This is a genomic window from Shewanella psychropiezotolerans (assembly GCF_007197555.1).
Lineage (GTDB): Bacteria > Pseudomonadota > Gammaproteobacteria > Enterobacterales > Shewanellaceae > Shewanella > Shewanella psychropiezotolerans.
Genome location: NZ_CP041614.1, coordinates 5678872 through 5704408, shown reverse-complemented (window position 1 = coordinate 5704408; position 25537 = coordinate 5678872). Strand labels below are relative to the sequence as shown.

Genomic DNA, 25537 nt, shown 5'->3' with positions numbered 1-25537 from the left:
GCTAACTAGATATTTTAAAATGTAAAAAGGCACTCATCGAGTGCCTTTCTTTTTTAATTCTAAATTAGATTAGTTTAGAATTTTAGCCAAATCGATCTCTAATGAAACTTCTGGACGTTCTACTATTCGGCCAATCTCTTCGCCTTTTTGCATCACGATGAAAGTAGGGATACGGCTAAACTCATATTGGGCAGCTAAGCCTTCTGGATCTGTCTTAGTGCGATCTATGCCGATATAAGTCACCTTAATGTTCGGGTTATTCAGCTCTTCCATGATACGGATGAAACGCGGTGTCTCACGATGACAATCCGGGCACCAAGTGCCAATAATCACAATGATTTCAGTTGGAACCTTAAGTGACTTAAGTGGAGTTATCGCCGCTGTATCTACCTGATACTCTTTATAGCCTTCAGTAAAGTCATCGAGTTCGGTGACCAATGTTTGTGCTGCTACTAATCCGGTTAATATCACTTCTTGTTTCTCCTCGCTGCATGTGGCGATAAAGCCATCTTGCTCATCTTCGAATGCACAGCCACTGCTTGCCAGAGTCTGGCAGCTAAAAAAGAGGGCTGTAGTGGCAAGTAATGCCTTGATGTTCTGATTCATGATAATACCTCAGGCTCGGGGGAAATGACTAGCTTCGTTTGATACGAGCTTTAAGGCTATTTAAGCATTTAGTGGTAGTGGGGAGAAGAATGACACTGAATAATGCTTGGTTAGATCACATCTTAATATCGTATTTAGCGGCGTCGATCACAAAAGTCATCACTAAGAGATCTAGTGGTGGTAGAGCTAGGGGGATGGCTAGAGGCGTTCTATATTTGGAGGGATAATATCTTTAGTAATGTATAAGAAATAGCTCCAAACTTATCTCATATTGGCTGAGGTGTCTGGAGCTCGCTGCAGCTGTCGAATATTATCTATTTTTTTTCTCAGAGGTGAAGATATTCCACATCATCTGGGTGCCCGATTCTTGCCACTGAGCTACGGCAATCAGTCTGTGTTCTCTTCCTGAGATAGATGTCGGCGTTCGGTCGCTCTGATCATAGGTTTGGCTGATAATACTCTGAGTCGGAAAGCCTATCTCTTTAGCAATATCGTGTATGGTATCTACGCGGCGTTGAGCCAGGGCATGGTTATAACTGTCGCTACCTTCCGGACTGGTATCGCCTATGAGCACTAGTTTAGCTTCAGGTAAATTCATCAACTTGTGTAACAGCTCAGTGATCTTGTCGACTTCATTCTTTGATAGACGTGAACTGTCGAAATTGAACATGATCACCTTAGTTCTTTCTATAACTTGATTGAGATTTTTGGGGCAGCCATCATTAGTAATCATGGCGCCAGTTGTGGTTTGCCCGCAATTGTCTCTGGCATTGATCACGCCGTCATTATCTGTGTCTAATAGATCTCTGCTTTGAGCTTGAGCCGCATAAGGTTCAGCTGTTTGAGCGCAGCCCGTTACTAAGCCCAGAGTCAGTGCGATAAGCAAACCTGTTATTGTATTGTTCATTCTATTCATCCTCTTTCCAGGTCGTCGGCTTATCGATTCTGAATGATTCCATTAACTGTCCCGTCGCATTGATTAGCCTATAGGCTGCAATATGGTAGTTATGATGAGCATTGATATAATTTTTTCGAGCCAGAAACACTTCTACTTTTGCATCTAATACGTCGAGTAGTGAGCGTCTTCCAAGTTCGAATTGTTTGATGTAACCCTTTTCTGCAATCACGGCTTGATCGACATTTACCCGGTAAAAGCTACGCTGTTGACCGACAAAGTCATAGGAGTTCCAGGCCAGGCGCGTGCTTTCGACCACCTGTTTCTCTGTATTTTCCCTCACAGCCATCGCCTGTTGGTAACGCCATGATGCGGCTTCGGTTCTGTCTATTGAAGATCCACCATTAAAGATATCGTAACTGAGCATCAACATGGCTCTGGCATCTTCGTCCGGGCCTTCGATACCGCCAATATTGTCATTCTTGTTGGCTTGTAGTTCTAAAGAAAGCTTAGGCCAGAAGTCGCTCTTTTCCCGCTCATGCTGAGCGCTGGCAGCTTGGGTGTCTGAGATAGCTGCATCGATCTCGGGATGATTCCTAACGGCTTGTTCCAAGGCGTAGGAGAGGGTGCTAGGGACATATTCGAAATCAGGTTTAGGGTTGATAAGATCTTTGGGGAGCTCACCGACAAGATCGTAATATTTAGCCTGCATATCCATCTGGTTATGGCGTGCTGCTAAGTAGCCAGATTGGCTCGTCGCGAGCCTGGCCCTGACCTGGGCAACATCAGATTCACTGCTTAAGCCTCTGTTCTCTCTCGACTGGATATTCTTAAGGATTTGTTTATGTTCTTCGATATTTTGCTCGGCAAGCCCGACTATTTTATTAGCCATAATAAGCTGAAGGTAGACTCGGCTAACCTCAAGGCTCAGGTTTTCAGCCTCTGAGATGAGACCAAATCGTTCCGCTTCTTTCTCAAATTCGAGCCTGTCGATCTCAGATGTAGTTCTGAAGCCATCGAAAATAAGTTGAGATACTTTCACCCCAATCTCCGTGCGTGTCAGCTCACTATCGATTCTCTGGCCACTGTTAAAACGGACATCTTCGTAACCTACTCCGCCATACAAGCGTACCTGAGGTAAGTAATCACCCACTGCGGCACGCTTATATCTGATTGCGGCCTCGAATGCGGCATATTTTTGTTGCAATAAGGGGTGATGATTGATTGCTTCAGCCACAGACTGTTCCAGCGTCATCGCCTGTGTCTGGCTAGAAAGTGCTAATAGTGGGATGAGTATAAGTTTTCTCATTGTATCCGTACCTTATGGTTCACGTAACGCATTGGCTTTTGCGCGTAAGAGTGGCTTTAGCCAATAATTTAAAACGGTTTTCTTTCCCGTAAGAATATCTGTGCTAGCCTGCATCCCTGAGATAATCGGCCAGCCATTAAGCATGTTCTCATTGGTTTTAATATGGGCTTCGTAGTAGGTGGTGCCATCTTCTAGTTGCTGGGCATCGGCGCTGACATAGATGACTTCGCCCTTCAGGCCACCATAGATGACAAAGTCATAAGCGGTAAATTTTACCGTGGCTTCGAGTCCCGTATGTACGAAGGCAATGTCTTTTGGGGCTATGCGAGTCTCGACAATCAAGGCGCCATCGGACGGTACGATAGCCATGATGGATTCACCGGGTTCCACTACAGCGCCCAATGAGCGGATGAGAATATTGGTGACCTTGCCATCTATTGGTGATGCTATTTTTGTGCGTTCCAACCTATCGGCGAGTGTCTTGATGCTCTCCTGTAGACCCGCGAGCTCATTGATCACTTCGTTGCGTTCGGCTTCGGTTCTGTTACGAAAGTCCAGGGCTAAGGTGAGTCTCTGACCTATTGCCTGGCTCTTCACCGCCTTCAGTTGACGCGCCATAGCTTTTGACGCTGATAGCTCCCCTTCGAGTCTTATCTCATCACGTTCTAGCTTGAGTAGTTCCAATTCTGCGACTGCGCCTTCATTGACCGCCTCTCTGGTCATGGCTATCTCCTTGCGGACCAGTTTTAAACCGCTAATTTGAGCCCGTGTGGTGATACGGTTCTCTTCCTGGGCCTGTATCTTTTGTTCAACAGCTTGCTCGGCCTGATCGAGTTGAGCGTTAAGCTGTGATAGACGGGAGTGGAATATTGCCTGGGATCTCAGACTCGGTTCATCATCGATCACTTCGATAGTTTGTGGAGTTACGGTGATTTTAGCTAACCAATGGCTAGCTAATTTATCTATGGTTACGCTCTTTAACTCGGCTTCGAGACGCGCCTGTTGACGGCGTAATGCATTACGACTCAGTTGGGCTTCATCGAAAGCCGAAGCGAATCTTAGTTCATCGAGTATCAGTAAGGCCTGACCCGTTTTTACTATCTCCCCCTCGCTGACTAATACCTGTTTCAATATTCCGCCATCCAGACTCTCGATCTGTTGCACTGCAAGGGTGGGAACCACTTTTCCCTGGCCGATGACGACCTCCTCTAATGTGGCGTAGTGGGCCCAAACTAATGTACTAACAATGAGCGCCAGGACTATGAGTATGAGTCGATTAGCGCGTTTGGCACCTTCAAGGTGCTTAACATGAAGGTTAGCACCCATAAACTAGCCCTCTTTTCTGGAAGTAGAATCTGTCTGAGTAAGCCTGTGCTAACTTATGAACTCTCATCATGCTAGATCCTCCCTGGGTCTAATAGTCACCGCCTTGATGCGACGTTTACTCGAGTTAGCCATATCTGTTGGTGTTTGTTCTGTGATCAATCCGCCCTTATCCATCACTAAGATGCGGTCGCAAATACTGAGCACCTTAGGGTTGTGGGAGGAGATGACCATAGTGCAGTCTCTGGGCTGAGATTTAAGGCAGGCGATGATCTGATTCTCTGCGCGCTCATCCATGGCGCTGGTGGGTTCATCCAGCAGCAGCAGCTTAGGTTGCCTAAGCAGTGCGCGACAGAATGATATGGCCTGTCTCTGACCTCCAGAGAGCTGACGTCCGAATTCACCGACTTGGCTATCCAGCCCACTGCCGAGACGATCCATCAACTTGTCTATTCCCGTGGTTAATAAGGTCTTAGCCAGCAAATTTTCATCGACATTTTTGAGGCCAAAAAGTAGGTTATCCAACACACTTCCATAGATTAGGTTAGGTTGCTGGGACATATAGCCAATATGGTCACGTATCTTTGCCGTAGACCATTGGCGGGCTTCCAGTTGATTGTAGAAAAGTTGCCCCGAAGTCAGCTGATATTGTCCGGCCATTGCCGCTAGCAGGCTAGACTTGCCTGCGCCTGCCGGACCGAAGAGGCCGATCCGTTCACCAGGCTTGATTGTCACGGTTAAATCGTTGAATGCAGGTATCGGCTGGTCCGGATAACTGAAACTCGCCGAACGTAAGGTGATAGAGCCATCGAAGGGGACTTTTGATGATGAAGTTAAACTATTATTCTGCTCCTGAGGTAGCGCTAAAATGGAGTCTACAGCCACTATCGCAGATTGGGTTTGCTTAAATTTCAGCAACAACATGGCTATTTGATTGATGGCGTTGGAGGCTCGGCCGCTAAGCATGACGATAGCGATCAGTCCACCCATGCTCAGGTTACCTTCGTAGATCTGATATACACCAGTGAGAATCAGTCCTATGGTGACCAGTTGCTGGCTGTTCATCACGCTATGGGTCAAGGTATTAGAGGCAATGCGGGACTCATTTTGCCAATCGGCCAAATTCTTGATGGTGTCTTCCCAGGTGTGTTTCGCCTTAGCCTCAGCGTTATTTTGCTTGGTTTCCACTAACATATTGAGGATTTCGATCAGGTGTGCCTGACGTTGAGTCGAGAACTTAGAACTGTTCTCGATACTGGCCATCAGTTTCTTTTGCATGAAAAAGCTGATCACCAATAAACACACCATGCAGGTGATAGGAACTAGCACCATATAGCCACCCAACCAGGCGATGAGTATCAGAAACAGCAAGGTAAATGGAAGGTCAACTGCGGTCACTAAGGTGGCCGAAGTGATAAATTCCCGAATGCTGTCAAATTCTTGTAACTGTTTGGCAAAGGCGCCCGATGATGCGGGCCTATGCTCCAGACGCATGCCCAAGACTTTACGAAATAGCAGGTTAGATAGCCTGATATCGACCTCTTTTCCCGCCACATCTGCCAAACGAGTTCTAGCCTGTCTGAGTAGCCAGTCGAAGGCTATAGCAATCGAAGCCCCGGTAGCCAGCACCCATAAGGTATCCATGGCTTGGTTGGGCACGACTCTGTCGTACACATTCATGGTGAATAAGGGAGTGACCAGAGCGAGGATGTTGATCGCGAGGGAGCCCAACAGGAAGCTCATATAGAATGGCTTTACTTCATCGAATGCGGCGACTAACCAATGTCTCGATGTTTGAATGCTGTTTTCTTTTGCTCGTTCATCAGGCTCGGCTTTGCGCGATAGATACCAGGAATCATGAAGAAAGCCCTGTTGAAACTCAGTCATAGTTAAGGTGCATTTCTGTCCTTCAATATCGTAGAGTGTCAGTGTCGATCCATCTTTGCTATCGAGATAGAAAGGGTGTTTTTGTTTGTTGAAAACCAGAGCCGGCAGCGCCATCTTCTTAACTGGCAGGCTCTGGGGAGCGGCATCAATTCCGGCATTGATGAAGGCATCGGCTATCGAGTCTAAAGTGAGCTTACCTTTGACCAAAGCTATGCCCGATGTGATTCGCTCACTATCGACTTGTAGCCCGAGTTGTCGGTTAGTGACTAAGATGACAGCTAAAAGAGGATCGTAACCTGACTCAGTCTCTATCATGTTAGTTGGCTCATTAAGTTAATCTCATCTTGCAGATTGTTGAGGGCCTCCCGGCTTGCCCCATCAGCAAAGGGTAAAGTCTGGGTATTGTTTGATTCAGGTTGGCTTTGGGATGTGTGGTAGAGCGGCGCCTCATCCTGTGACAGTGAACGTCTTATGGACTCGGCTAATAATGCTTGGGTCAATTCTGTTTCTGTTGCTTGCTGGTTACTGTCGGATACATGATAGCTGGGGGATTCATCGTCCGGAGTCAACTTAGAGCCAGTATAAGAACTAGTATTATCACCAGTGCCAAAACCAGTATTAAGGTCTGGGCTAACCGAATACAGAGGCGCTTCATCATCCAATGTCTGCTTAGATTCTGCATCTGAGTCAGTATTAGAACCAGTGCCAAAACCAGTATTAAGGTCTGGGCTAACCGAATACAGAGGCGCTTCATCATCCAATGTCTGCTTAGATTCTGTATCTGAGCCAGTATTAGAACCAGTGTCAAAAGCAATATTAAGGTCTGGGCTAACCGAATACAGAGGCGCTTCATCATCGACATGCCTATTGATTATCTCGTAGGACTCGCTGGATAAGAGGCTGTCTTTTATGGCTGCTCGACTCTCTATCATATCTTGTGAGCCCATAATATCTTGTTGGCTGCTCAACAAGTTTGTTGCTGGGATGCTTAGCATCATGACTGCGTTGATATCGACTGTGACTGTGATGATGCGCAGAGTGCCGAGCGCGGTATCGCCATTGAGTTCGGCAATAGGTTCTAAATACAGCTGGAAAGTATCGCCATCGACGGCCCCGATAACCTTAAGATCGGTTAGGTCATCCAGATTGACTATCCACTTGTTGCCTACTTTATTGCCTGCAGACAGGGTCATGGTATCGGGGAGGCCAAATATACTCATATTTCCCGTTTCTGTGGCCGCAGGGTTTTGTAGCTCGACGCCTAAGTTCAGAGATACATCGTTAGGATCATTAGCGATAATATCGCCCACCTGAGTCCAGATTGGTGCATCAACTTCAGGTTCGATTTCGATAACAAAATTAAAGATTTGCGGTGCGCTGGTGTCAGTTTCATTGGTACCCAGAACCGTGGCGCTGTCGACTGAGGCGATATCCATCTGCACGTTTAAAGTACCGAAGGCAAGGTTACCTGGATGCAATTCAAACTCAGAGAGGTTGCTTGCCGATATCAGTAAACTTGCGCTAAAGACACCGCCGCCGAGATCGGTGAAGGAGACGAAGTCACTGCCTACCTTGATACCGTCGAGATCCACCAAGGCGGAGGCATCTGCTGAGGTGATTGTTATGGTGAGTTGCAGCAGCTCGCTCCCGGATAACTCCAATGCTTCTGCTTCTAGATCGATAACGATTATCTCATCTTCGAGACTGCTGTAGAGGCTGTCTGGAGCCTGAATAATCTGCACACCGTCGGCTACTGGAGAGACACCGATTATGATATCGGTCGAAGTAGTGACAAAGTCATTAGTGCCTATTTCCTGAGTGATGGCCTGGATTGATAATGGGATGTCGCCATTGAAATCTTGAGGCGGTCTCATGACCAGATTAGCTAGCTGAGCTTGAGTTACCGACCAGGAATAAGTGGGACTGCCATCGAAGCTACCGCCATCGACCCCATTGTTGGGGAGTTGTACTAGGTTCCCGCCATCTCGGTAATAAAGTACAGCACCTTCCGGAACCCCATGTAGGGTCAAGAAGATCACTTCCGATCCATCTAGATCTATGAGGCCTATTGAGCCATTGGCTAGTGCTGATAGGTCTATGTCTGAGTCTTCGAGCCCAGTCAGAGTCTGCGTCGTGGTGGGCATGTCGGCGGCATCGGTTACTGGTATGACTGTGATAGTGGTGATATTTTCGAAACTCGCCTCATGGGTGACGTCGCTACCATTGATGCTAGCGGTATCGATTAAGGTTCCCGCAAGTTTGAAACGGAAATTACCACTCAGGTGTTCAGGGGGCACAAACTGAATCAGTGCCAGAGAGGCGTTGAGCGTAGCTAGATTGTTACCACCGAACAGGTAAGTATCTGTGGTGCCAGCTTTCAGAACCCAGAGTCCGGATGGATCGTTTAAGCCACCACCATCGAGGAAGGTGATTGAGATAGGCTTGCCAGCATCGTTGAAAATAAGGGTTTCATTTCCACCCGTTGTTGGACTGGAATCTGAGTCCCGGAAGCTAAGGGTTATCCCTAGGGGGATAGGTTGATCTTCCAGCATAGTCTTGTTGGTGATAGTCAATGAAGCGCCATCGACTCTGGGGACTATTTCTATTTCCAGCACCTGAGTGTCGTCGATCTGAGTATCACCGCTTATGGTGTCTGTGGCTATGATGCGGATAGGAATATTAAGCTCGCCAGCATAATCAGCACTAATGTTGTGCAGTTGCAGGTTTACCAGTGAGGCTGAGGTAAACACATATTCGATAACGTGTTCGCCGCTGGAGTCGTAAACGGCTCTGACATCAGCGCCGGTAAAGTAGCCCCCCTGAGGGAGGTCTGAGGCCAAGACCCTGAAGCTTATCTGATCGTTCATATCAGAGGTGATGCTCAGGTTGAGATGGCCCGAAAAATCTATAACATTATCTTCGATGGCATCGGCCGGGGTGGCTTGTAATGGGTCTACTGCAGTAGCCGTGCTGGTGCCTGCATCTTGATCAAATTGGACGAAGAAGTTAGCCCTGATAATGTCGGCATCATCCCTGTCCAATACTCTGGCTTCGACGGTAATTAATTGCAGACCCGTGGCAAATTCACTGATGATTGTCGCCCCAGCAAGGATATCTAAGGCGTATTCCTGTGTAGTGTCATTGGTCATACCGTCGACCGGAATTATCCAACGTCCGTCACCATCATTGATGGCGCCATTGGGGTGACTGATATACCAGCCATCTCCGCTAGGCACTATGATAACGACATAATCGAGTACTTCTGATCCATCGATATCTTCATCGTAAAATAATACCTGATTAGTGAGATCGATGGCGTTGCCGTCTGTGCTAATCAGGTTGGTATGATTAGCCTGAAGATGGGTGTTCGCCTCGACCACAGCATCGACGATGACAGTCACTTGAGAGGAGACGTATTCGCTTATGGTTTCACCTGTCTCGGATGTATCTGTGATTTGGTATTGAATATCGAAACTAAAGCTGCCATCGGCATCCAGTGGAGGAACCACGGCCAGTCGACCCGAGGCTAACAAGGATTCAATATCCGGGCTGGTGCTATCGAGTAGGCTGCTGACATCCAGGCCCGATATGGGAATCGTGACTTCGGTGCCATCTAAGGTGAGGATAAAGCCTGAGCCTCCTTGAAGCGGAATGATAAGTCCCGTTACTGTTTCACTGCCATCTAAGTCGGCGCCCATAAACGGGGTTAAGTCCAGTGGGATGGCATGATCTTCCAGACCATAACTCGTGGTGGCCAGAGATGCGGAGTTGGCATCTATCACTGGAGCTATAGCGATATTCAGGGTCAGCTCATAGTCGGAAGAGTCGCCATCTAGCTCGGTAGACTCGACAAAGATGGTTAAAATGATTTGGCCACTGAAATCTTCTACTGGCTGTAAGCTGAGGGTGGCCAATAGTGCGGCCGATACACCATAGACAGGCTGTCCATTGATGAATTCGACCACAGGTAAGTTCACGGGAGTTCCCCCGGCGTCGACAAAAATGACCCCTAGTGGTAAGCCTTCTATGCGCAGATCCAATGTCTCTGAGCCGTCGTCATCTGAGGTGACTATGCTAAAATCGAGTGGGATATTTTGATCTTCATTGAAATTAACGACGCTGGATATCACCCCTGTGCCATTATCTATGCTCCAAACTGCGGGGTCAGCATTGATGGTAGGAGCATCGTTAGCGACGCCTTTAAGAGAGATGGTGATGGTATCGGGATCGCTGTAGTTAGGGTTTGGATTTAATACCTTATCTTTGGGATCGATACCATCTTGGATCGACTCTGTGGCAAAACTGCGAATAGTGATGCTGAAATCACCGACATTTGCCGAACTGACATCAACGGCGGGTAGCAGTTTTGCATTGCCCGAGAGTACATCTATTGCTAATACTGTCCAGACTCCGCCGCCAAGATCGACCACAGAATCTCCCTGTAGAGACCAGCCGTCGGGCAAAGTAAATTCATAGCTTAAGGTTTCGGAGCCTGAATTATCGGTTAGCTCTCCCGAGATAATATCTTTAAGCAGGATAGGGGCATCTTCTTCACTGCGAATATCCCGGGTGGTGAGCGTGGGTTTATCGGCTATCGGGGTGACGTCTAATGTCACTGTCTCTATGTTACTTAGTGCCGTATCGCTATTGTCACTCTCGGTGGTCATAGCCTGAATGTTGAAGGTGAAACTTCCGGCTAGGTTAGCGCCGATTTCGGCGACCAAGCTGTCAAGTTGATGTTGACTGATGGTCATGCCTTCGGTGATCGGGACGCCGACTGAATTTAGAGTCAGACCAGATGTAATATTAGTGATGATATAGGAGATGGTCTCAGAGCCCTGGGCATCGACACCATTCTCATCTTTTGAATTCGCATCCAGTGTTAGTGCTATGCCCGAGTCATCTTCATCTAGGCTATAGCTAAATATGCTGGCGTTGTCCCATACTGGCACGTCGGCCACTGAGACTATGGTGATAGGGACGCTGGTGGTGATAGGGCCTTTGCCGGCTATGTTAACGGTAATATCAAAAAATGCCGTCACAGTAGCATCTGATGCATCCTCTGCAGGAGTATAGGTCAAGTTTCCGTTGGGAATTGCGACGCCCGTAAGTCCGTCGATGTTGAGATTACTGCCCGACAGAATATAGTTACCCATACCATCTTTTGGCAGCTCGACTCCCTCTAATAAGAGTATTCCACCCTGAAGAGCGGCAGTATCGAACACCAGACTGGTAATGACTTCGCCTGCATCAATATCACCTGGAGAGGCCTGAACGGCAACAGTGCCTGTGGTATCTTCGACAAAATCTGTGGTGAATACTTTCACTGAACCGAGTTGATCTTTGGCGGTGATGGTCAAGGTATCGATGACGATATCACCATCGGCGTCGGTAACTCGTATGCTGACCACCTCGCTAAACTGGGGATCGGCGTAGACGAATTCGAATGAGGTGATGGTCGCTAAACCATTGGCATCGACGACAAGCTCTCCATATTTTACCGCCGTTGGATTAGCATCTGTCATCAGATCTATGGTGACACCTATGTCATATTCGACTCCCTTATAGATGACCTTAGTGGCGCTGGCACCATCTGCGCCTTGTTCGTTTGTTGAGAACATCTGTACCGTGTGGACGTCGTTCGCTGATTCGAAAAACGATAAAGTTTTTGCGGTAGCGTCGGGTACGTCATCGGTCACAGTCACAGTGACAGTCTGGCTTGTCGATTTATCACCATCGGCATCCAGGGCCTGGACTTGGAAGATGATATCTAAGTCATTCTCTCCATTGGCATCGGCGTGATCTAAAGAGAGGAATTGTTTATATTCGACCTTGCCATCGACACCAAACCTAATTTGAAACACGGTTTGGCCATCGACGTCTCGTGTGGCGGTATACCAGCCGTTGCCATCCGCAGTTCCGGTTAAATTGATGTCTTGTCCTGCACTCTTATATGCCCCTAAGGTGAAGCCATCGGCTAGCTCTATACTGGCTATATCGTCGCCACCTGAAAGGGTATTCATTATTTCGCTGGTGGAAATGACGCTAGAGGTGGTGAGGTTTCCCTCTGTCATGTGCAGGGCAACTGGCTCGGGTAATATGGCTTCTTTGCCGTCATAGATATCTATGCTGACCTGGCCCGTCGCCGTAGTGTTGTCGCTGTCGATAACTTTGACGTTTACTGCCAGTGTGTCCATCAGGTCGGCTGAACCTAAGTGGTCGATGGGACCGAGTAAGGTAAAATCGATAGCGATAGTGCCGCTGGTACCCGCTCCTATATTGATGTTTAAGGGCAAGGTGATGGTAAACACGAGTTCACCACTGCTGGTCATCCCTTCAACTCTGGCGCCGCCATCTTTGATCACCCAGTGAATGGCTTCACCATTTTGGGTCAATGTGCTGCCGTCAGTATTTTTGACCTCTGCTCCATCGATAACGTCGAACAGCACATCGACAATGGGATCCTTACTGGCATTGACGTTAAATAGTCCACTATCATCATTATCGAAGGCCGTAACCGAGGGCAATTCACTCACACTCAGGCTGATGTTATCTATGGTCGCCGCACTAGCGTCATTGACCGTCATGGTCAGCGTTGCCTGAGTGCTGTCGCCATCGAAATCCGTGACAGTGAGTTTTAAGTCGACATTTTCACTACCAACTTGATCGAAGGCGCGATGTAGCGTGATGGTGTAATCCTGATTCAGACTGTCGGTCTCTGCATTCCAGTTTTGTGTTAACACTATGACAAATACCGGGTTAGCGATATCGCCAGTGTGTGCCGTCAGAGTCAGGCCATCAGCGCTGAGGCTGTAAGCAATAGTCTGGCCACCTGCAGTTAAAGCCGGTTGTTGGCCGATATCGGAGAAGGTCACCGAAGTGATGGCATCACTGCCTACCAAGACATCGAACTGTCCCGCTTGTTGCAATGCCGGCCCGACAAGGGCATCTTCGGCGAAGGTGAGTTGGCTGATGTTGGTCAGTTGGGGATTGTTGCCGTCGGCGATCTGCCATTGCAGGTTCCCTAGGCTTATCTCAGTTCCATCGCTATCAGTGGCGGTGATTTGGGTCTCTATGTCTAAGATCTCTTCGAGATCATGATCCAGTGGCCTGAATTGGTCGTAGATAGCGGTAACATCAAGGTCGTTGCCATTATTTACGCTACTCAAGACGAGTGTAAATATGGTGATGTTGGGCAGGCCTTCGGTATATGCCGTCAGTGACTTACCGTCGGCGGATAGATCAAACTTGATGAGTTTGCCGCCACTGGTAAATAGCTGGTTATCTAAATGCCTGGGTGTGAGGGAGCTAAAAGCCAGACTCGATGTCAGCAGTGCATCCGAACCACCGGTTATGGTGAAGTTTTCATTTTGGCTCAGGCTGGCATCTATATCGGCTTCTTGGGTAAAAATGACGACATCCGTCATCTGGCCAGCTGCGCCGTCTTCAACTGTGAAATTTGCAGTTGCCATGCCTGGACTGCCATCGACATCGAGTACATGGTAGTCAAACTGGAAATTCTGGCTCTGGGTATTGTCTAAGTTATCTGCTGCTACAAATTGCCAGCTACCATTACTCTGTACCGTCAGAGTCCCCTGAGGGGTGACTATGACGGCTGGAGAGCCTGCCGAAATGGGATAATCCGTGCCGTTGTAACTGATCTTAGTCAGGACCAAGGGCCCTTCTATTGTGTAATCATTACCGGTCAGGGAGCCCTTAGATATCACATCTTCTATTATGCTGACTTCATCATCCACCGCCAGAGGTGGTGTGTCGTAGATGTTGAGTACGGCATAGGTGATAATCTGCTCTGTGGTGCCATCGGTGTCAGTCTGTAGCGCCTCGAGCTGAATGTAAGTCGTGGTGTTGATACCGCTTAGCTCATCAATAGTTTGATGCAAGGTGACCTGTAGAGCACCACCGACTAAGCTTGCTGTCATCACTGTCTTACCATCTCCATCTCGGGTCAGGGTGAAAGACAATCCATCACTGGCGACATTGATGCTAAGGGCCTGGTTATTTGAGGTCATGGTCAGCAGTCTGGCCTGATCCGCCGATATTTTTAATGCTGCATCAGGAATATCTAAGTCGACTGTGGTGCTGGTGGTTGGATCTAGGTTTAAGAATATCTCAAACAGAAAATGAGTCTCGGGAAGATCCAATGTCGGCATCAGATCCTGAGCGCTGTTGCCCGCGAGATCGCTGACATTGACGTCCATGGTCCAGGTGTTGCTTTTATTAAGACTTGAGACGTCTAAAGTCTTAAACTGCCAGCTTCCATCGGCGTTGACCAAGGTGGTGAAGGTGACAGTATCGACTCCATCTGTGACAGTAAGCGTCACGGTCTGGTTTTGCTCTACACCTGTGGTAGTGCCCGATAGAGAGCCCTGTACGCCATACATAAACAGGGCGACATTGAAGCCATCGGCACCTGTGTCTATATCTATGGTTACTTGAGTATCTAACGTTGCGGTATCCGAAGCCGTGGCTGGATTACCCGCGAGATCAGTCACAGTCGCCATGGCGGTAAACAGGCCGTCGACGAAACCTAAAGCGATAAAGTCTTGCAGCGGAATCGACCATAGCCCGCCGGCTTGTATTGTGGTGTTGAGCGAGAGTGTGTTACCGGCAGAGTCAGTTAGATTAACCGTAACAGTGCGGCCCACCTCTATATTGGTCGTAGTCCCGGAAATTAGCACTGCGCCTAGTTCACTGCTGGATAATAACTCATCGCTACCACTGTCAATATGTATGCTGATATCGGCGAGTGAGTCTTTGAGCACAGATGTGCTGCTTGTTGCTAAATTGCCCGCTTGATCGCTAGCCGAGGCCTCGAAAGTGAGGGGCCCATCTGTGAGGCTGGATAGATCGGCATTATTGATATTCCACACACCATTGATGACAGTGGTGGTAAAGGTCAATTCATTGAGGGAGGCATCACGGACTGTGACTGTGATCGTCTGGTTATTTTCGATATCCGATGTGGTGCCCGAGATATCGGCCTTGTTCATCTCAGCGGCGTTAATGATGCTATCACTGACATTTTGACTGCTATCAACGTTGATAGTTATGTCAGCAAGAATATCAATAGGTAGACTCGTATTGTCAGAAGCAAAATTCCCTACTGCATCTCTGACCCAAACTGTTGCCATGAGCGCTCCGTCTAGAAAACCGGATAAATCTTGCGCCGTTAATTGCCATGCCCCGCCCGAAATAATCGCAGTGGCTGTGATTGTGTTCGTCCCATCGGATAGGAGTACTAGCACAGTACGACCATCTTCGATGTTAGTGACTGTGCCTCTTATCTGCACAGAACTCATTTCCTGGGCATTGAGGACTCCATCGTTATCTATGATTTCAATTGATACTTGTGCCTGAGTATCTTTATGCAGTGATGTGGTATCGCTGGCTGGATTGCCAAAAATATCTATGGTTTCTGCCGTTACACTTATCTGACCGTCTGCTAACACGCTCAGATCCAGATGGCTAAGTTGCCACTTCCCATCGATGATAATGGTGGTGAAGATGAGTTCTTGGTTGCTACTGTCGGTAAAGGTCAGAGTGACAGTTTGACCATCTTCAATATCTAAAATATCACCGCTGTAAAAAGCGAATAAAGATCCGAATATATTGATACTTTGATCTTCTGAAGCCGGGTTAAACTCGATATCAGCTGTGACATCTTTGCTCTTATTATCCGTGGATGTCGCGGTATTTCCTGCTATATCACTGACAAGAGCCGTCGCTGATATAGGACCATCTGCGAGCAAGCTGAGATCCAGGTTGTCGAGCTGCCATAAGTCATCCTTTACGACGGCTTCGAATGTCATAGTTCGATTGTTTTGATCAGTGATAGAGATGGTGACTATTTGGCCATCTTCAATATTGAGCGTCTGACCACGTAAACTTGTTATAGGGGTTTCAAATGAGTTGAGTGTGTCGTCAGTACCTGCAATTATTTCTATAGTGACTTCAACAGGGCTAGTGTCTTTATCAACTATATTGGTTCCTGTAGCAAAGTTACCTTCGAAATCAGAGGTATCAGCCTGAAGTGATAACTCTCCATCTACTAAACTCGATAGATCTGCATTTTTTACTCGCCATATCCCATTGACTACGCTGGTGGTGAAAGTAAGGCTCGTCCCTAAACTGTCAGTGACAGTGATTAATACTGGTCGCCCATCTTCAACATTATGAACAAACCCGGCTAATAGTGCGTTACTGGATTCTATTCCGTTGAGCACGCCGTCTCCATCTATGGCGTAGATGTTAATAAAGGCTTTTGTTTCCTTGTATGCTTCGTCAACCGTTGACGTGGGGTTACCTGCCTGATCAAAAGTCGTCGCTTCAAATACTAGGGGACCATCTTCCAAGCTTGAGATATCAGCATTATTGACTTTCCATTTTCCAGAAAAAACATAAGTGATAAAATCTAGACTGTTTCCGAATTGGTCTGTGACAGTGACCGTAATTTGTTGCCAGTTCTCCACATCGGTGACAGTGCCTGAAACATCCAAGTTGAGCATCTCGGTTGCGTTAATGACTGTGTCGGTGCCGGTATCTACATGCATATTGATGTCAGCAAGAATATCCACAAGAGAACTGGTATCGGCGGATACGCTATTGCCAGCAAGGTCGTTAACACTGGCACTGGCGATTAAACTGCCATCATCGAATTCACTCAGATCGATTCCGGAAAGGATCCAGACACCATCTACCACTATGGCTGTTAACTCTCTGGTATGGCCGAGGTTATCTGTCAGTGTCACAGTGACAGTTTGACCATCTTCTACATTTGTCACAGTGCCTTTAAGTTCTACTGTCGTCATCTCAACAGCATTGAGCACTTTATCAGCGTCGATTATTTCTATGGTTATTTCGGCTTGAGTATCTTTCTCTACCGTGTTGTTGGCAACAGCAATATTGCCTTCAAAATCGGAGGAAGTAGCAAATAAGCTAAGTTGCCCATCGGCAAGCGATGACAGGTCTGCATCCTTAACCCGCCAAATACCGTTGACCACAGTCGCTGTAAAACTCAGACTGACTCCAAGAGAGTCAGTCACTGTGATATTTACCGGACGACCATCTTCAATGTTATGTACAACCCCTGCCAGTATGGTTTGACTCGATTCAGTGCTATTTAGTACGCCATCTAGATCGAGTGCCAGAATGGTTACCGCAGCCTGACTCTCTTTATAGGCGCCGATATCTGATGTTGTCGTGTTACCAGCTTGATCGCTAGTTTGTGCCGTAAAAGAAAGGGGCCATCGGCAAGGGATGAGAGATCTGTGCCATCAATACGCCATTCACCAGCGATGACTAGTGCTGAAAATAAGAGCTCCTTACCGTTAATATCCCGAACACTAATACTGACTGTTTGGCCATCTTCAATATCTGTCACATAGCCAAAGATATTCGTGCTAAGCATCTCTGTTGCATTGATGACAGTATCTTCGCCAGTATCTACATTGATTGTTACTGAGGCTAAGATATCTACAAGAATATCGGTCGTTGCAGTCGCCGGATTGCCAGCTTGGTCACTGACTTGAACTGATGCAGTCAAGCTGCCATCGTCAAACCCGCTGAGGTCGACATCGGCTACAGACCAAGCGCCGTTTGTGATTATGCTGGTTACCGTTTTTGAATGGCCGTTTCCATCGGAGAAAATGATGGTGACGATTTGTCCATCTTCGACATTGTTCACAAGTCCTTGAGCGTTAATACCGCCCAATTCGAGTGCATTAATCACTCTATCATTATCTAAAATTTCGATACTAATATCGGCTAAAGTGTCTTTTATGATTGAACTTTCAGCTACCGCAATATTGCCCTCAAAATCGGAAGTGATGGCATGCAATATGAGCGTACCTTCAGCCAGAGATGAAAGGTCTGCATCGCTTACCTGCCATAGCCCATTAAGAACGATCGAAGTAAATGAGAGAGTGTTACCTTGGCTATCTGTGACTGTGATAAATACTGGACGCGAGTCCTCTACATTGTGTACGAGTCCGGCTAACAAAGCATCCCCAGACTCAAAGGAGTTAAGCACGCCATCAGCATCGATAACCTGGACCGTTACAGTGGCATCGGTTTCTTTGAACTTCTCATCGTTGGCGTTTACTGGATTACCTGCAAGATCGGTAACTTGCGCTTCAAAAATTAATGGCCCATCGACTAAGGAGGAGAGATCTGTATCGTCTAAGTTCCATTGACCGCCTTTGACCGAAGTGGTGAAGATAAGTACACCACCTAAGCTATCACGTACAGTGACCGTCACTAGTTGTCCATCTTCTACGTCGGTGACTGTCCCCGAAATATCTGTGTGCAGCGTCTCTCTGGCGTTAATTACAGTGTCGTGTCCACTATCTATATCGATAGTAATGCCTGTGAGTATGTCTACGGGGAGCTCGGTTGTTGCATTTACTGTGTTGCCAGCGACATCCGTAACTTCAACTGATACGAGTAAGCTGCCATCTTCAAACCCGGATAGATCTTGTGCTGGTATCAACCAGGTGCCAGCAGTGACGACAGTTTCAATGATGAGGATGTGACCCTGTGAGTCGCTCAAGGTTACACTTACTGTTTGGCCATCTTCAACATTGTTCACTCGACCACGGATATCTACTGCCTGCATTTCCGCTGAATTGAGGACGTCATCAGAGTCGATAATCTCAACGCTTATGCTGGCAAGCGTATCCTTAATCGAGGTGTCTTCGCCTCTATGTGCAATCCCCGGATAGGTCGGTGCCGTGATAATTGCGGTTATCAAGCCATCGGCCAATATCGAAATATCCAGTTCGTTGACTTGCCAGATTTCACCTGTCACGAATACATTTAAGGTGATCTGCTGACCATGAATATCGGTCAACGTAAGGAGCAACTGTTGGCCATCTCTGGCATCGATGGCTTGACCTTTTAGGTCGACGATAGGGGTCTCTGCACGATTGATGTGGCCATCGCCACCATCGAGGATTTCTACGCTTAGCTCGAGAGTTTGAAAACTGTCTTGTTCGACACCTTGGTTTTGTGCTTGCTCGCTTTGCTTATCTAGGCTGTCACCTGAGGTATCGAAGCCCGAACTTGGTGTTAAATTGTTTTCTGTATTGGCGATCAGTTGAAAGCCTAAGTTAACTCCCTGTTGATCCTGTGTCGTATCCCCCGAGTCTGATGTTTTGCTTGTTTGACTGGAACTCAGCTCTTGCAGGGCATCGAAACGACCACTTAGATGAGGTGCGATGCGCACTGCAATATCCAGTGGCAGAGCCTCACTCTGTCCAGCAATCAAAATGCTTGGAAGCTGGTCGCCGTCGATCTGTATATCATCACTGCTAACTTTGTAGAGCATAAGCTCAGGCATGATCGAATCGGCAGTGATAGGAAGCCAGCGGCCATCGGCAGTGATTGCCCAAATGTTATCATTCGATTGCACATAATAGATGATAGTTGGCTCTGACAGGTCAGCCATGCTTAACTTCCTTCTTAAATCTGGATTCAGGTAGGAGAAAATGAAAATATACAAACGAGATCTTGTTACAGTATATTTTATTGTTTGTTATGGATATTGCAATCTTTTTGACTGATCTAGTGTGAAATGTTAGGCGCTAGGTTTTTTGAAGAAAAAAAAGCCGCATTAAGCGGCTTTTATAATGGATGAAAAAAGAGCTGAATCTGTCGCCAGACTATTTAGCGGCATCCTCTTTCAGCCATTGTGCCGCGCGCTTAGCAAAGTAAGTCAGAACTCCGTTGGCTCCGGCGCGTTTGAAGCAAAGTAGTGACTCCATCACTATGGCTTTCTCGGCCAGCCAACCATTCTCAATGGCAGCCATATGCATGGCATATTCACCACTGACTTGATAGGCAAAAGTAGGTACGGCGAATTCACGTTTGACCCGGGTGACTATGTCCAGGTAAGGCATGCCTGGCTTGACCATGACCATATCGGCACCTTCCTGAATATCCAGTGCCACTTCATGAAGTGCCTCATCACTATTGGCTGGATCCATCTGGTAGCTATGCTTGTTGCCACCCTTGAGGTTACCAGCCGATCCGACAGCGTCACGGAAAGGGCCATAGTAGCTAGAGGAGTATTTAGCCGAGTAGGCCATGATCTGCGTGTTGACGTGACCCGCCGCTTCTAATGCCTGACGTATGGCACCGATACGGCCATCCATCATGTCCGACGGGGCGATAATATCGGCACCCGCTTCGGCGTGAGAAAGGGCTTGCTTGACTAAGATCTCTGTAGTGATGTCGTTAAGAATATAGCCGTCTTCATCTATGATGCCGTCTTGGCCATGGGTGGTAAATGGATCCAGTGCTACATCTGTCATCACACCTAGTTCGGGGAAGGCTTCTTTTAGCGCACGTACGGCACGTTGGGCCAAGGCATCTGCATTGTAAGCTTCTTCCGCTAGCAGTGTCTTCTTCTCCGATGGGGTAACCGGGAAGAGGGCGATTAATGGAATACCTAATTCGACGAGCTCTTCTGCTTCTTTAAGCAAGAGGTCTATGGAGTAGCGCTCGATACCTGGCATAGAGGCAATGGTCTCTGTGCGATTATTTCCTTCAAGCACAAACATTGGGTAGATTAAATCATTTACCGAGAGCGTATTTTCGGCCATCAAGCGGCGGCTGAAATCGTGTTTACGCATGCGACGCATTCTGCGCTGAGGAAAAGCACTGGTAATTATATTCACTTTCGATTCCTAATTAATACTCAGATTATCTTCTGGATGGAATAGCCACGAATGGATTTTCTGAGTGTTTCTGATAATTGTGATTTAAAGAGATTCGGTATACACCATGACTCGATTTCTTCCCTCGTTCTTAGCGCGGTAGAGGGCCTTGTCAGCTTGCTCGAGTAGCTTAGTTGGATCTTGCTCCCTGTCGATGATTTCGGCACTGACACCGATACTTATCGTCAGTGGTATTGAGCGTTCTTTCCAACTAATGGGCAGTTCATAAATCGTTTGTCTGATTAGCTCAGCGACCTGCGCCGCACCCTCTTCGCCTGTATTGGGCAGTATGATAGCAAACTCTTCTCCGCCAAAACGTGATACTAGATCTCCAGGACGCTTTAATTGCTCTTTTAGTGTTTGCGCGATTAACCTGAGAGTCTGATCCCCTGCAAGGTGGCCATAATTATCATTGATGGACTTGAAGCGATCTATGTCTAACATCAATAGTGCCATAGGTGTTTGCTGTCTTCGGCTGAGACGCCCCTCTGCGAGTAGACGTTTATCGAATGCCGCTCGATTCTTAACGCCTGTTAGGCTATCTATGGTTGCCTGCTCGGTGAGCTTTTGGTTGGCCTCGTTGAGTTCGCGTAGGGCAATCTCCAGTTCGAGCGTTCTCTCCTGCACCATCTGCTCAAGTTTCTCATTGATATCGGCTTCGATTTTAAGGGCTTGTTCTCGAGTCTCCCGGGCTCGTTGTGCCTGAATTACGGCTTCTTGCTGGATCTTTAACTTAGCCTTGCGCTCATCGTTGTATCTGATGGCCAGTACTGCAGCCATGAAGATAATCTCGAATAATAGCCCCAACATGAGAGGAGTTAAATGGGAGACAGGTAGTTCAACTAAACCTAGATACATGGCACTGGAGACAAACGAACCGACTAACATGCCGCTCCAGGCTAAGGTGTATAGCCTAGCGAGTTTGTGGCCTTTAAGCGCTTGAATAATGGCCATGACCATCAAGAGAGTCGTCACAACCAGTATGGTAATGATATTGATATACAGGCTTAAAGAGTAACTTAAAAAGGGAGTCACTAACGCCAGAATTACAGCGAAACCGGCGCCATATCGACAGAGTCTGAGCATGCGCAGGTTGTGGTATTTAAGTTGTAATACTTTTTCGGTAAACAAAAGGGCAAAAAATATCGCCGTAGGTATGAGGAATGGGATCATGTATTTCTGTAGCAAGGGCCATTGTGGCCAGAGAAATCTAAACGCAAATCCGTGCAGGGTCGCCACTAACAGGGTGACTGACAATACGTAACCAGAATAATAACTATAGCTAAATGAACGTGAACTGATGGCGATAAACAGGCTAAATAATCCGATTGCGGTGAGGGCGCCGATCTGAAAACCGTTTGTTAGTGAGCTGGACTCGATATCTTTCGCAAATGATTTTGGTGATGACAAACTTAGAGGGAGAGATGCACTGCCTTCGGTCTCTATCTTTAAATAAAACGTATGTAAGACATCAGGTTCAAGCTGAAAGGGGTAGATAAAGTGGTTATTTATTATGGGCCTTTGGGTAAATGGCAGGCTGTCACCCATGATAACTCGATCGATCATCTCACCGTTTACTATATGAAAGAGATAAATGAGATCGATATTGGGATTGGCCAGTGACAGTATGCGGTCTATCGGTATTTCTTTAGGGTTATAAATACTGAATTTAACCCAAAATGCTTCTATGCCTATACGATTATTATAGGCTGGGGTTAAACGCTGCCACGACCTTGAGTCCAAGGCTTTAACTGAGTCAATATTGTCAGATTTTTTTGCGGGAGTGTAATACAGCCAATGTGCCAGTTCCAGAGCCCCTTCGTCTTCTCCTACGGCGAGTATGGTTCCCCCGCGGGCTTGAGTACTGAAGATGAGAGTGAAACAGATGAAAATAAAGCTAAGATGCTTCATGGGACCCACTTTTCTCCAGGCTGACATTTTCTAGCTTATTTAAACCAAAGAAGTCGACACTATTTTCATAGACTCGCTGTGAAAACTCCTTATGACTTTGGCCTCTGAGGTCTGCGATATATGCAGAGATATAGGGCAGGTATTGAGGCTTATTCTTACTCGATTTAGGTTTAGGTCGCATGCTACGGGGCAGTAAATATGGGCTGTCGGTCTCGATGAGAATCCGATTGTCCGGAATGTCTAAGACTAATTCTGCGAGTTCCTGACCTCGACGTTCATCGCATACCCAACCAGTGATCCCCAGGTGAAGATCTAATTCAAGATAGGCTTGCATGCTCTGTCTGTTGCCGGTAAAGCAGTGCAATAAGGCACCGGGCAGAGAGGGCCGATACTCTTTTAAAATAGCCAAAAAGTCTTCATGAGCATCACGCTCATGCATGAGTACTGGCATTTGTAGCTCAACGGCGAGTGCGAGCTGTGCTTCGAAGGCTTTTCTCTGCATAGGTCTGGGGGAAAAGTCACGATTGTAGTCTAAGCCACACTCGCCGATGGCAACGACTTGGGCGAACGCAGCGAGTCGTTTGACTCGTTCACTACTATCGGCTTGCCATTCGCTGGCATGATGTGGGTGTACACCAGCGGTGCAGTAGAGCTGTTGAGGGTATTGCTGGCAACACTTTATTGCTCGCTCGCTCTCATCTAGCTCGCTACCAATAACAATCAGCGGCGATACCCCTTGGGCCGCCGCATCTTGAATAACCGCATGAATATTTTTTTCAAGTGCGCTGCCAATGAGATTGACAGCGATATCTATATATTTAGACATTACTTGAGGCGTTTAACTCTGATAGTAGAGTTACGCTCATCTGTGCCTAAGACGAAGGAGCCTAGCGCCGCTTTTTCAATAAACACACTTTGGCCCTCTTTAACCTTATAGCGGCGGCTGTCACTCTGTTTCCAGACCTGACCATTGCTAAAGCTGATTTTAAGGGCGCCATAGGCATCTTTAGAGATTGAGGCTATCTCCATATAGATCTTAGTGATTTCTTTTTGGGCTTCTTCTTTGGTTTTCTTAAGGTTTTTATTGCCAAACTCATCTTCGATATTGGCGGGAAGCGTGGTAGGGATAGCCGTTACAGATTGAGCCTGAGACGCTGCGGCCACACTTGTTGCTGCAACCGCTGTTGTGGCTGCTGCAGTACTCGTCGATGTGCTACTCGTGACTTTTGGCGCACTTTTTACGCTTGTTGCTATCTGGTCATAACAGATCAAGCGATCTAACTTATCCGCCTTGGCACTACAGGACAGCAGGTCTTGTTCAAGGCCTGCTGTTGCTTGTGTCGATATGAGTATCGCTGCCGCGGTAATCCAACTTATGCGCATTAATATTTTCCCTTATGATATTTGAGCGCGCCATGTCTAACTAATCGGCTATTGCTTATTTAGTTTCCTGGCCAGGTTCATCCTGTTTTTCTTGCTCGTCTTCTTCATCGTCCTTTTTACTGTAGAAACGAGCAGCAATCAATCCCCCTTCGAATAATATCAGCATCGGAACTGCCAACATAGTCTGAGAAATGATGTCTGGTGGTGTCAGTAGCATGCCTAAAACGAAGGCACCGACTACGATATAAGGACGTTTAGCTTTGAGCTCATCTGGCGTAGTTACACCAGCCCAACAGAGTAAGATCACCGCGATGGGGATCTCGAAGGCTAAACCGAAGGCAAAGAAGAGTTTAAGCACGAAGCTCAGATAACTGCTGATATCCGTCGCCACTTGAACGCCTTCGGGTGCAGCACTGGCAAAAAAACCAAATACCACAGGAAAAACAATATAATAAGAGAAGGCTATTCCCAGATAAAACAGGAGTGTGCTACTGGCGAGCAGAGGCATCATCAAACGCTTCTCATGCTTATATAGACCTGGTGCAATAAACGACCAAATTTGATATAAGACATAGGGAATGGCGATAAAGAAAGATAACACCAGAGTTAACTTAAAGGGCGCAAAGAATGGCGCCGCCACATCGGTTGCAATCATACTACTGGATTCAGGCAGAGCCTGCATCAGAGGCGTTGCCATATAGTGGTAAATATCATTGGACCAATAGGCCAAACAAGCAAAAACCACGAGCACACTGGCGATTGCATGAAGCAGGCGGGTGCGTAGCTCGAGTAGATGAGTGATAAGAGGCTGCTGTTGCGACATGGACTACCCGCTAGGTTTTTCTGAAGTTGAGCTAGTCTCAGTTGTGCTTGTCGTCGAAGGTGTAGGATCTGCGGCCGCATTGGCGCTAGCCGAAGGTGTTTCTTCTACCTTATAGGGACGATTAACTGATTGAGCTGCGTCTTTTAATTGATCGATTGACTCCTGTAACTCGGGAGAAAGATTTTTTAAACCCTGACTTTCAGCCTTTTTTAGGTCTGAATGCAGTTGCTCAATTTTAAGCTCCTGCTCGAGTTCATCTTTCACCGAATTCGCCATGTTTTTCATGGCGCGGATCCAACCTGTAATTGAGCGGATTGCTAACGGTAATCTTTCAGGGCCGAGTACGACTAGCCCTAAAATACCGATCAACAATAGCTCCATAAAGCCTATACCGTCGAACATAAGGAATTACGCCTGTTCTTTGTCCTTAGACTCCGGCTTCTTTTCAGGAGCCGCTGCAGAAGTTTTAGCTAGGTCTGAGCCATTCTCTTCGATTGCTTTCTTCTCGTCTTCACTAGATATGGCGTTCTTAAATCCTTTGACCGCGCCGCCTAAGTCTCCACCAAGTGAACGTAACTTCTTGGTTCCAAATAATAAAATCACGATCACAGCGATGATCAGAAGTTGCCAAATACCCATGTTACCCATGACGTTTACCTCGTAAA

At 47.2% G+C, this 25537-nt stretch carries 14 protein-coding genes; all 14 read right to left on the bottom strand.

Annotation, left to right across the window (positions count from 1 at the left end):
- Positions 1–69: 69 nt before the first annotated feature.
- The gene (locus FM037_RS24935) at positions 70–606 is read right to left on the bottom strand and encodes a thioredoxin family protein (RefSeq protein ID WP_144048224.1); all 537 of its coding nucleotides are present in this window, start codon (positions 604–606) and stop codon (positions 70–72) included.
- Positions 607–916: 310 nt separating this feature from the next.
- The gene (locus FM037_RS24930) at positions 917–1513 is read right to left on the bottom strand and encodes an OmpA family protein (protein WP_144048223.1); all 597 of its coding nucleotides are present in this window, start codon (positions 1511–1513) and stop codon (positions 917–919) included.
- Position 1514: 1 nt separating this feature from the next.
- Entirely contained in the window at positions 1515–2810 is a 1296-nt protein-coding gene (locus tag FM037_RS24925) for a TolC family outer membrane protein (protein WP_144048222.1), read from the bottom strand.
- A 12-nt stretch (positions 2811–2822) separates the two neighbouring features.
- Entirely contained in the window at positions 2823–4136 is a 1314-nt protein-coding gene (locus tag FM037_RS24920; RefSeq protein WP_144048221.1) for an HlyD family type I secretion periplasmic adaptor subunit, read from the bottom strand.
- Between the two features lie 66 nt (positions 4137–4202).
- Positions 4203–6335 (bottom strand): type I secretion system permease/ATPase, encoded by a 2133-nt coding sequence (locus FM037_RS24915; RefSeq protein WP_144048220.1) that lies wholly within the window; start codon positions 6333–6335, stop codon positions 4203–4205.
- A complete protein-coding gene (locus FM037_RS24910; protein ID WP_144048219.1) occupies positions 6332–17083 on the bottom strand; it encodes a T1SS-143 repeat domain-containing protein in 10752 nt (3583 codons plus the stop codon). The genes FM037_RS24915 and FM037_RS24910 overlap by 4 nt, the downstream gene beginning before the upstream one ends.
- A gap of 110 nt (positions 17084–17193) precedes the next feature.
- Positions 17194–19485, bottom strand: a complete 2292-nt coding sequence (locus FM037_RS24905; protein ID WP_144048218.1) for a hypothetical protein — start codon at positions 19483–19485, stop codon at positions 17194–17196.
- 214 nt (positions 19486–19699) lie between these two features.
- Positions 19700–20716, bottom strand: a complete 1017-nt coding sequence (gene hemB, locus FM037_RS24900) for a porphobilinogen synthase (protein ID WP_144048217.1) — start codon at positions 20714–20716, stop codon at positions 19700–19702.
- Positions 20717–20800: 84 nt separating this feature from the next.
- Complete coding sequence (locus tag FM037_RS24895) at positions 20801–22666, bottom strand: sensor domain-containing diguanylate cyclase (protein WP_144048216.1); 1866 nt, start codon at positions 22664–22666, stop codon at positions 20801–20803.
- Entirely contained in the window at positions 22653–23492 is an 840-nt protein-coding gene (locus FM037_RS24890; RefSeq protein WP_144048215.1) for a TatD family hydrolase, read from the bottom strand. Before FM037_RS24890 ends, FM037_RS24895 begins: the two co-directional genes overlap by 14 nt.
- Entirely contained in the window at positions 23492–24049 is a 558-nt protein-coding gene (locus tag FM037_RS24885) for a hypothetical protein (RefSeq protein WP_144048214.1), read from the bottom strand. The genes FM037_RS24890 and FM037_RS24885 overlap by 1 nt, the downstream gene beginning before the upstream one ends.
- Positions 24050–24104: 55 nt before the next feature.
- The gene (gene tatC / locus FM037_RS24880; RefSeq protein WP_144048213.1) at positions 24105–24872 is read right to left on the bottom strand and encodes a twin-arginine translocase subunit TatC; all 768 of its coding nucleotides are present in this window, start codon (positions 24870–24872) and stop codon (positions 24105–24107) included.
- Positions 24873–24875: 3 nt separating this feature from the next.
- On the bottom strand, positions 24876–25274 hold the full coding sequence (gene tatB / locus FM037_RS24875; protein ID WP_144048212.1) for a Sec-independent protein translocase protein TatB: 399 nt from the start codon (positions 25272–25274) through the stop codon (positions 24876–24878).
- A 6-nt stretch (positions 25275–25280) separates the two neighbouring features.
- Positions 25281–25520, bottom strand: coding sequence for a twin-arginine translocase TatA/TatE family subunit (gene tatA, locus FM037_RS24870; RefSeq protein ID WP_144048211.1), 240 nt, complete (start codon positions 25518–25520; stop codon positions 25281–25283).
- Between the last annotated feature and the right edge of the window lie 17 nt (positions 25521–25537).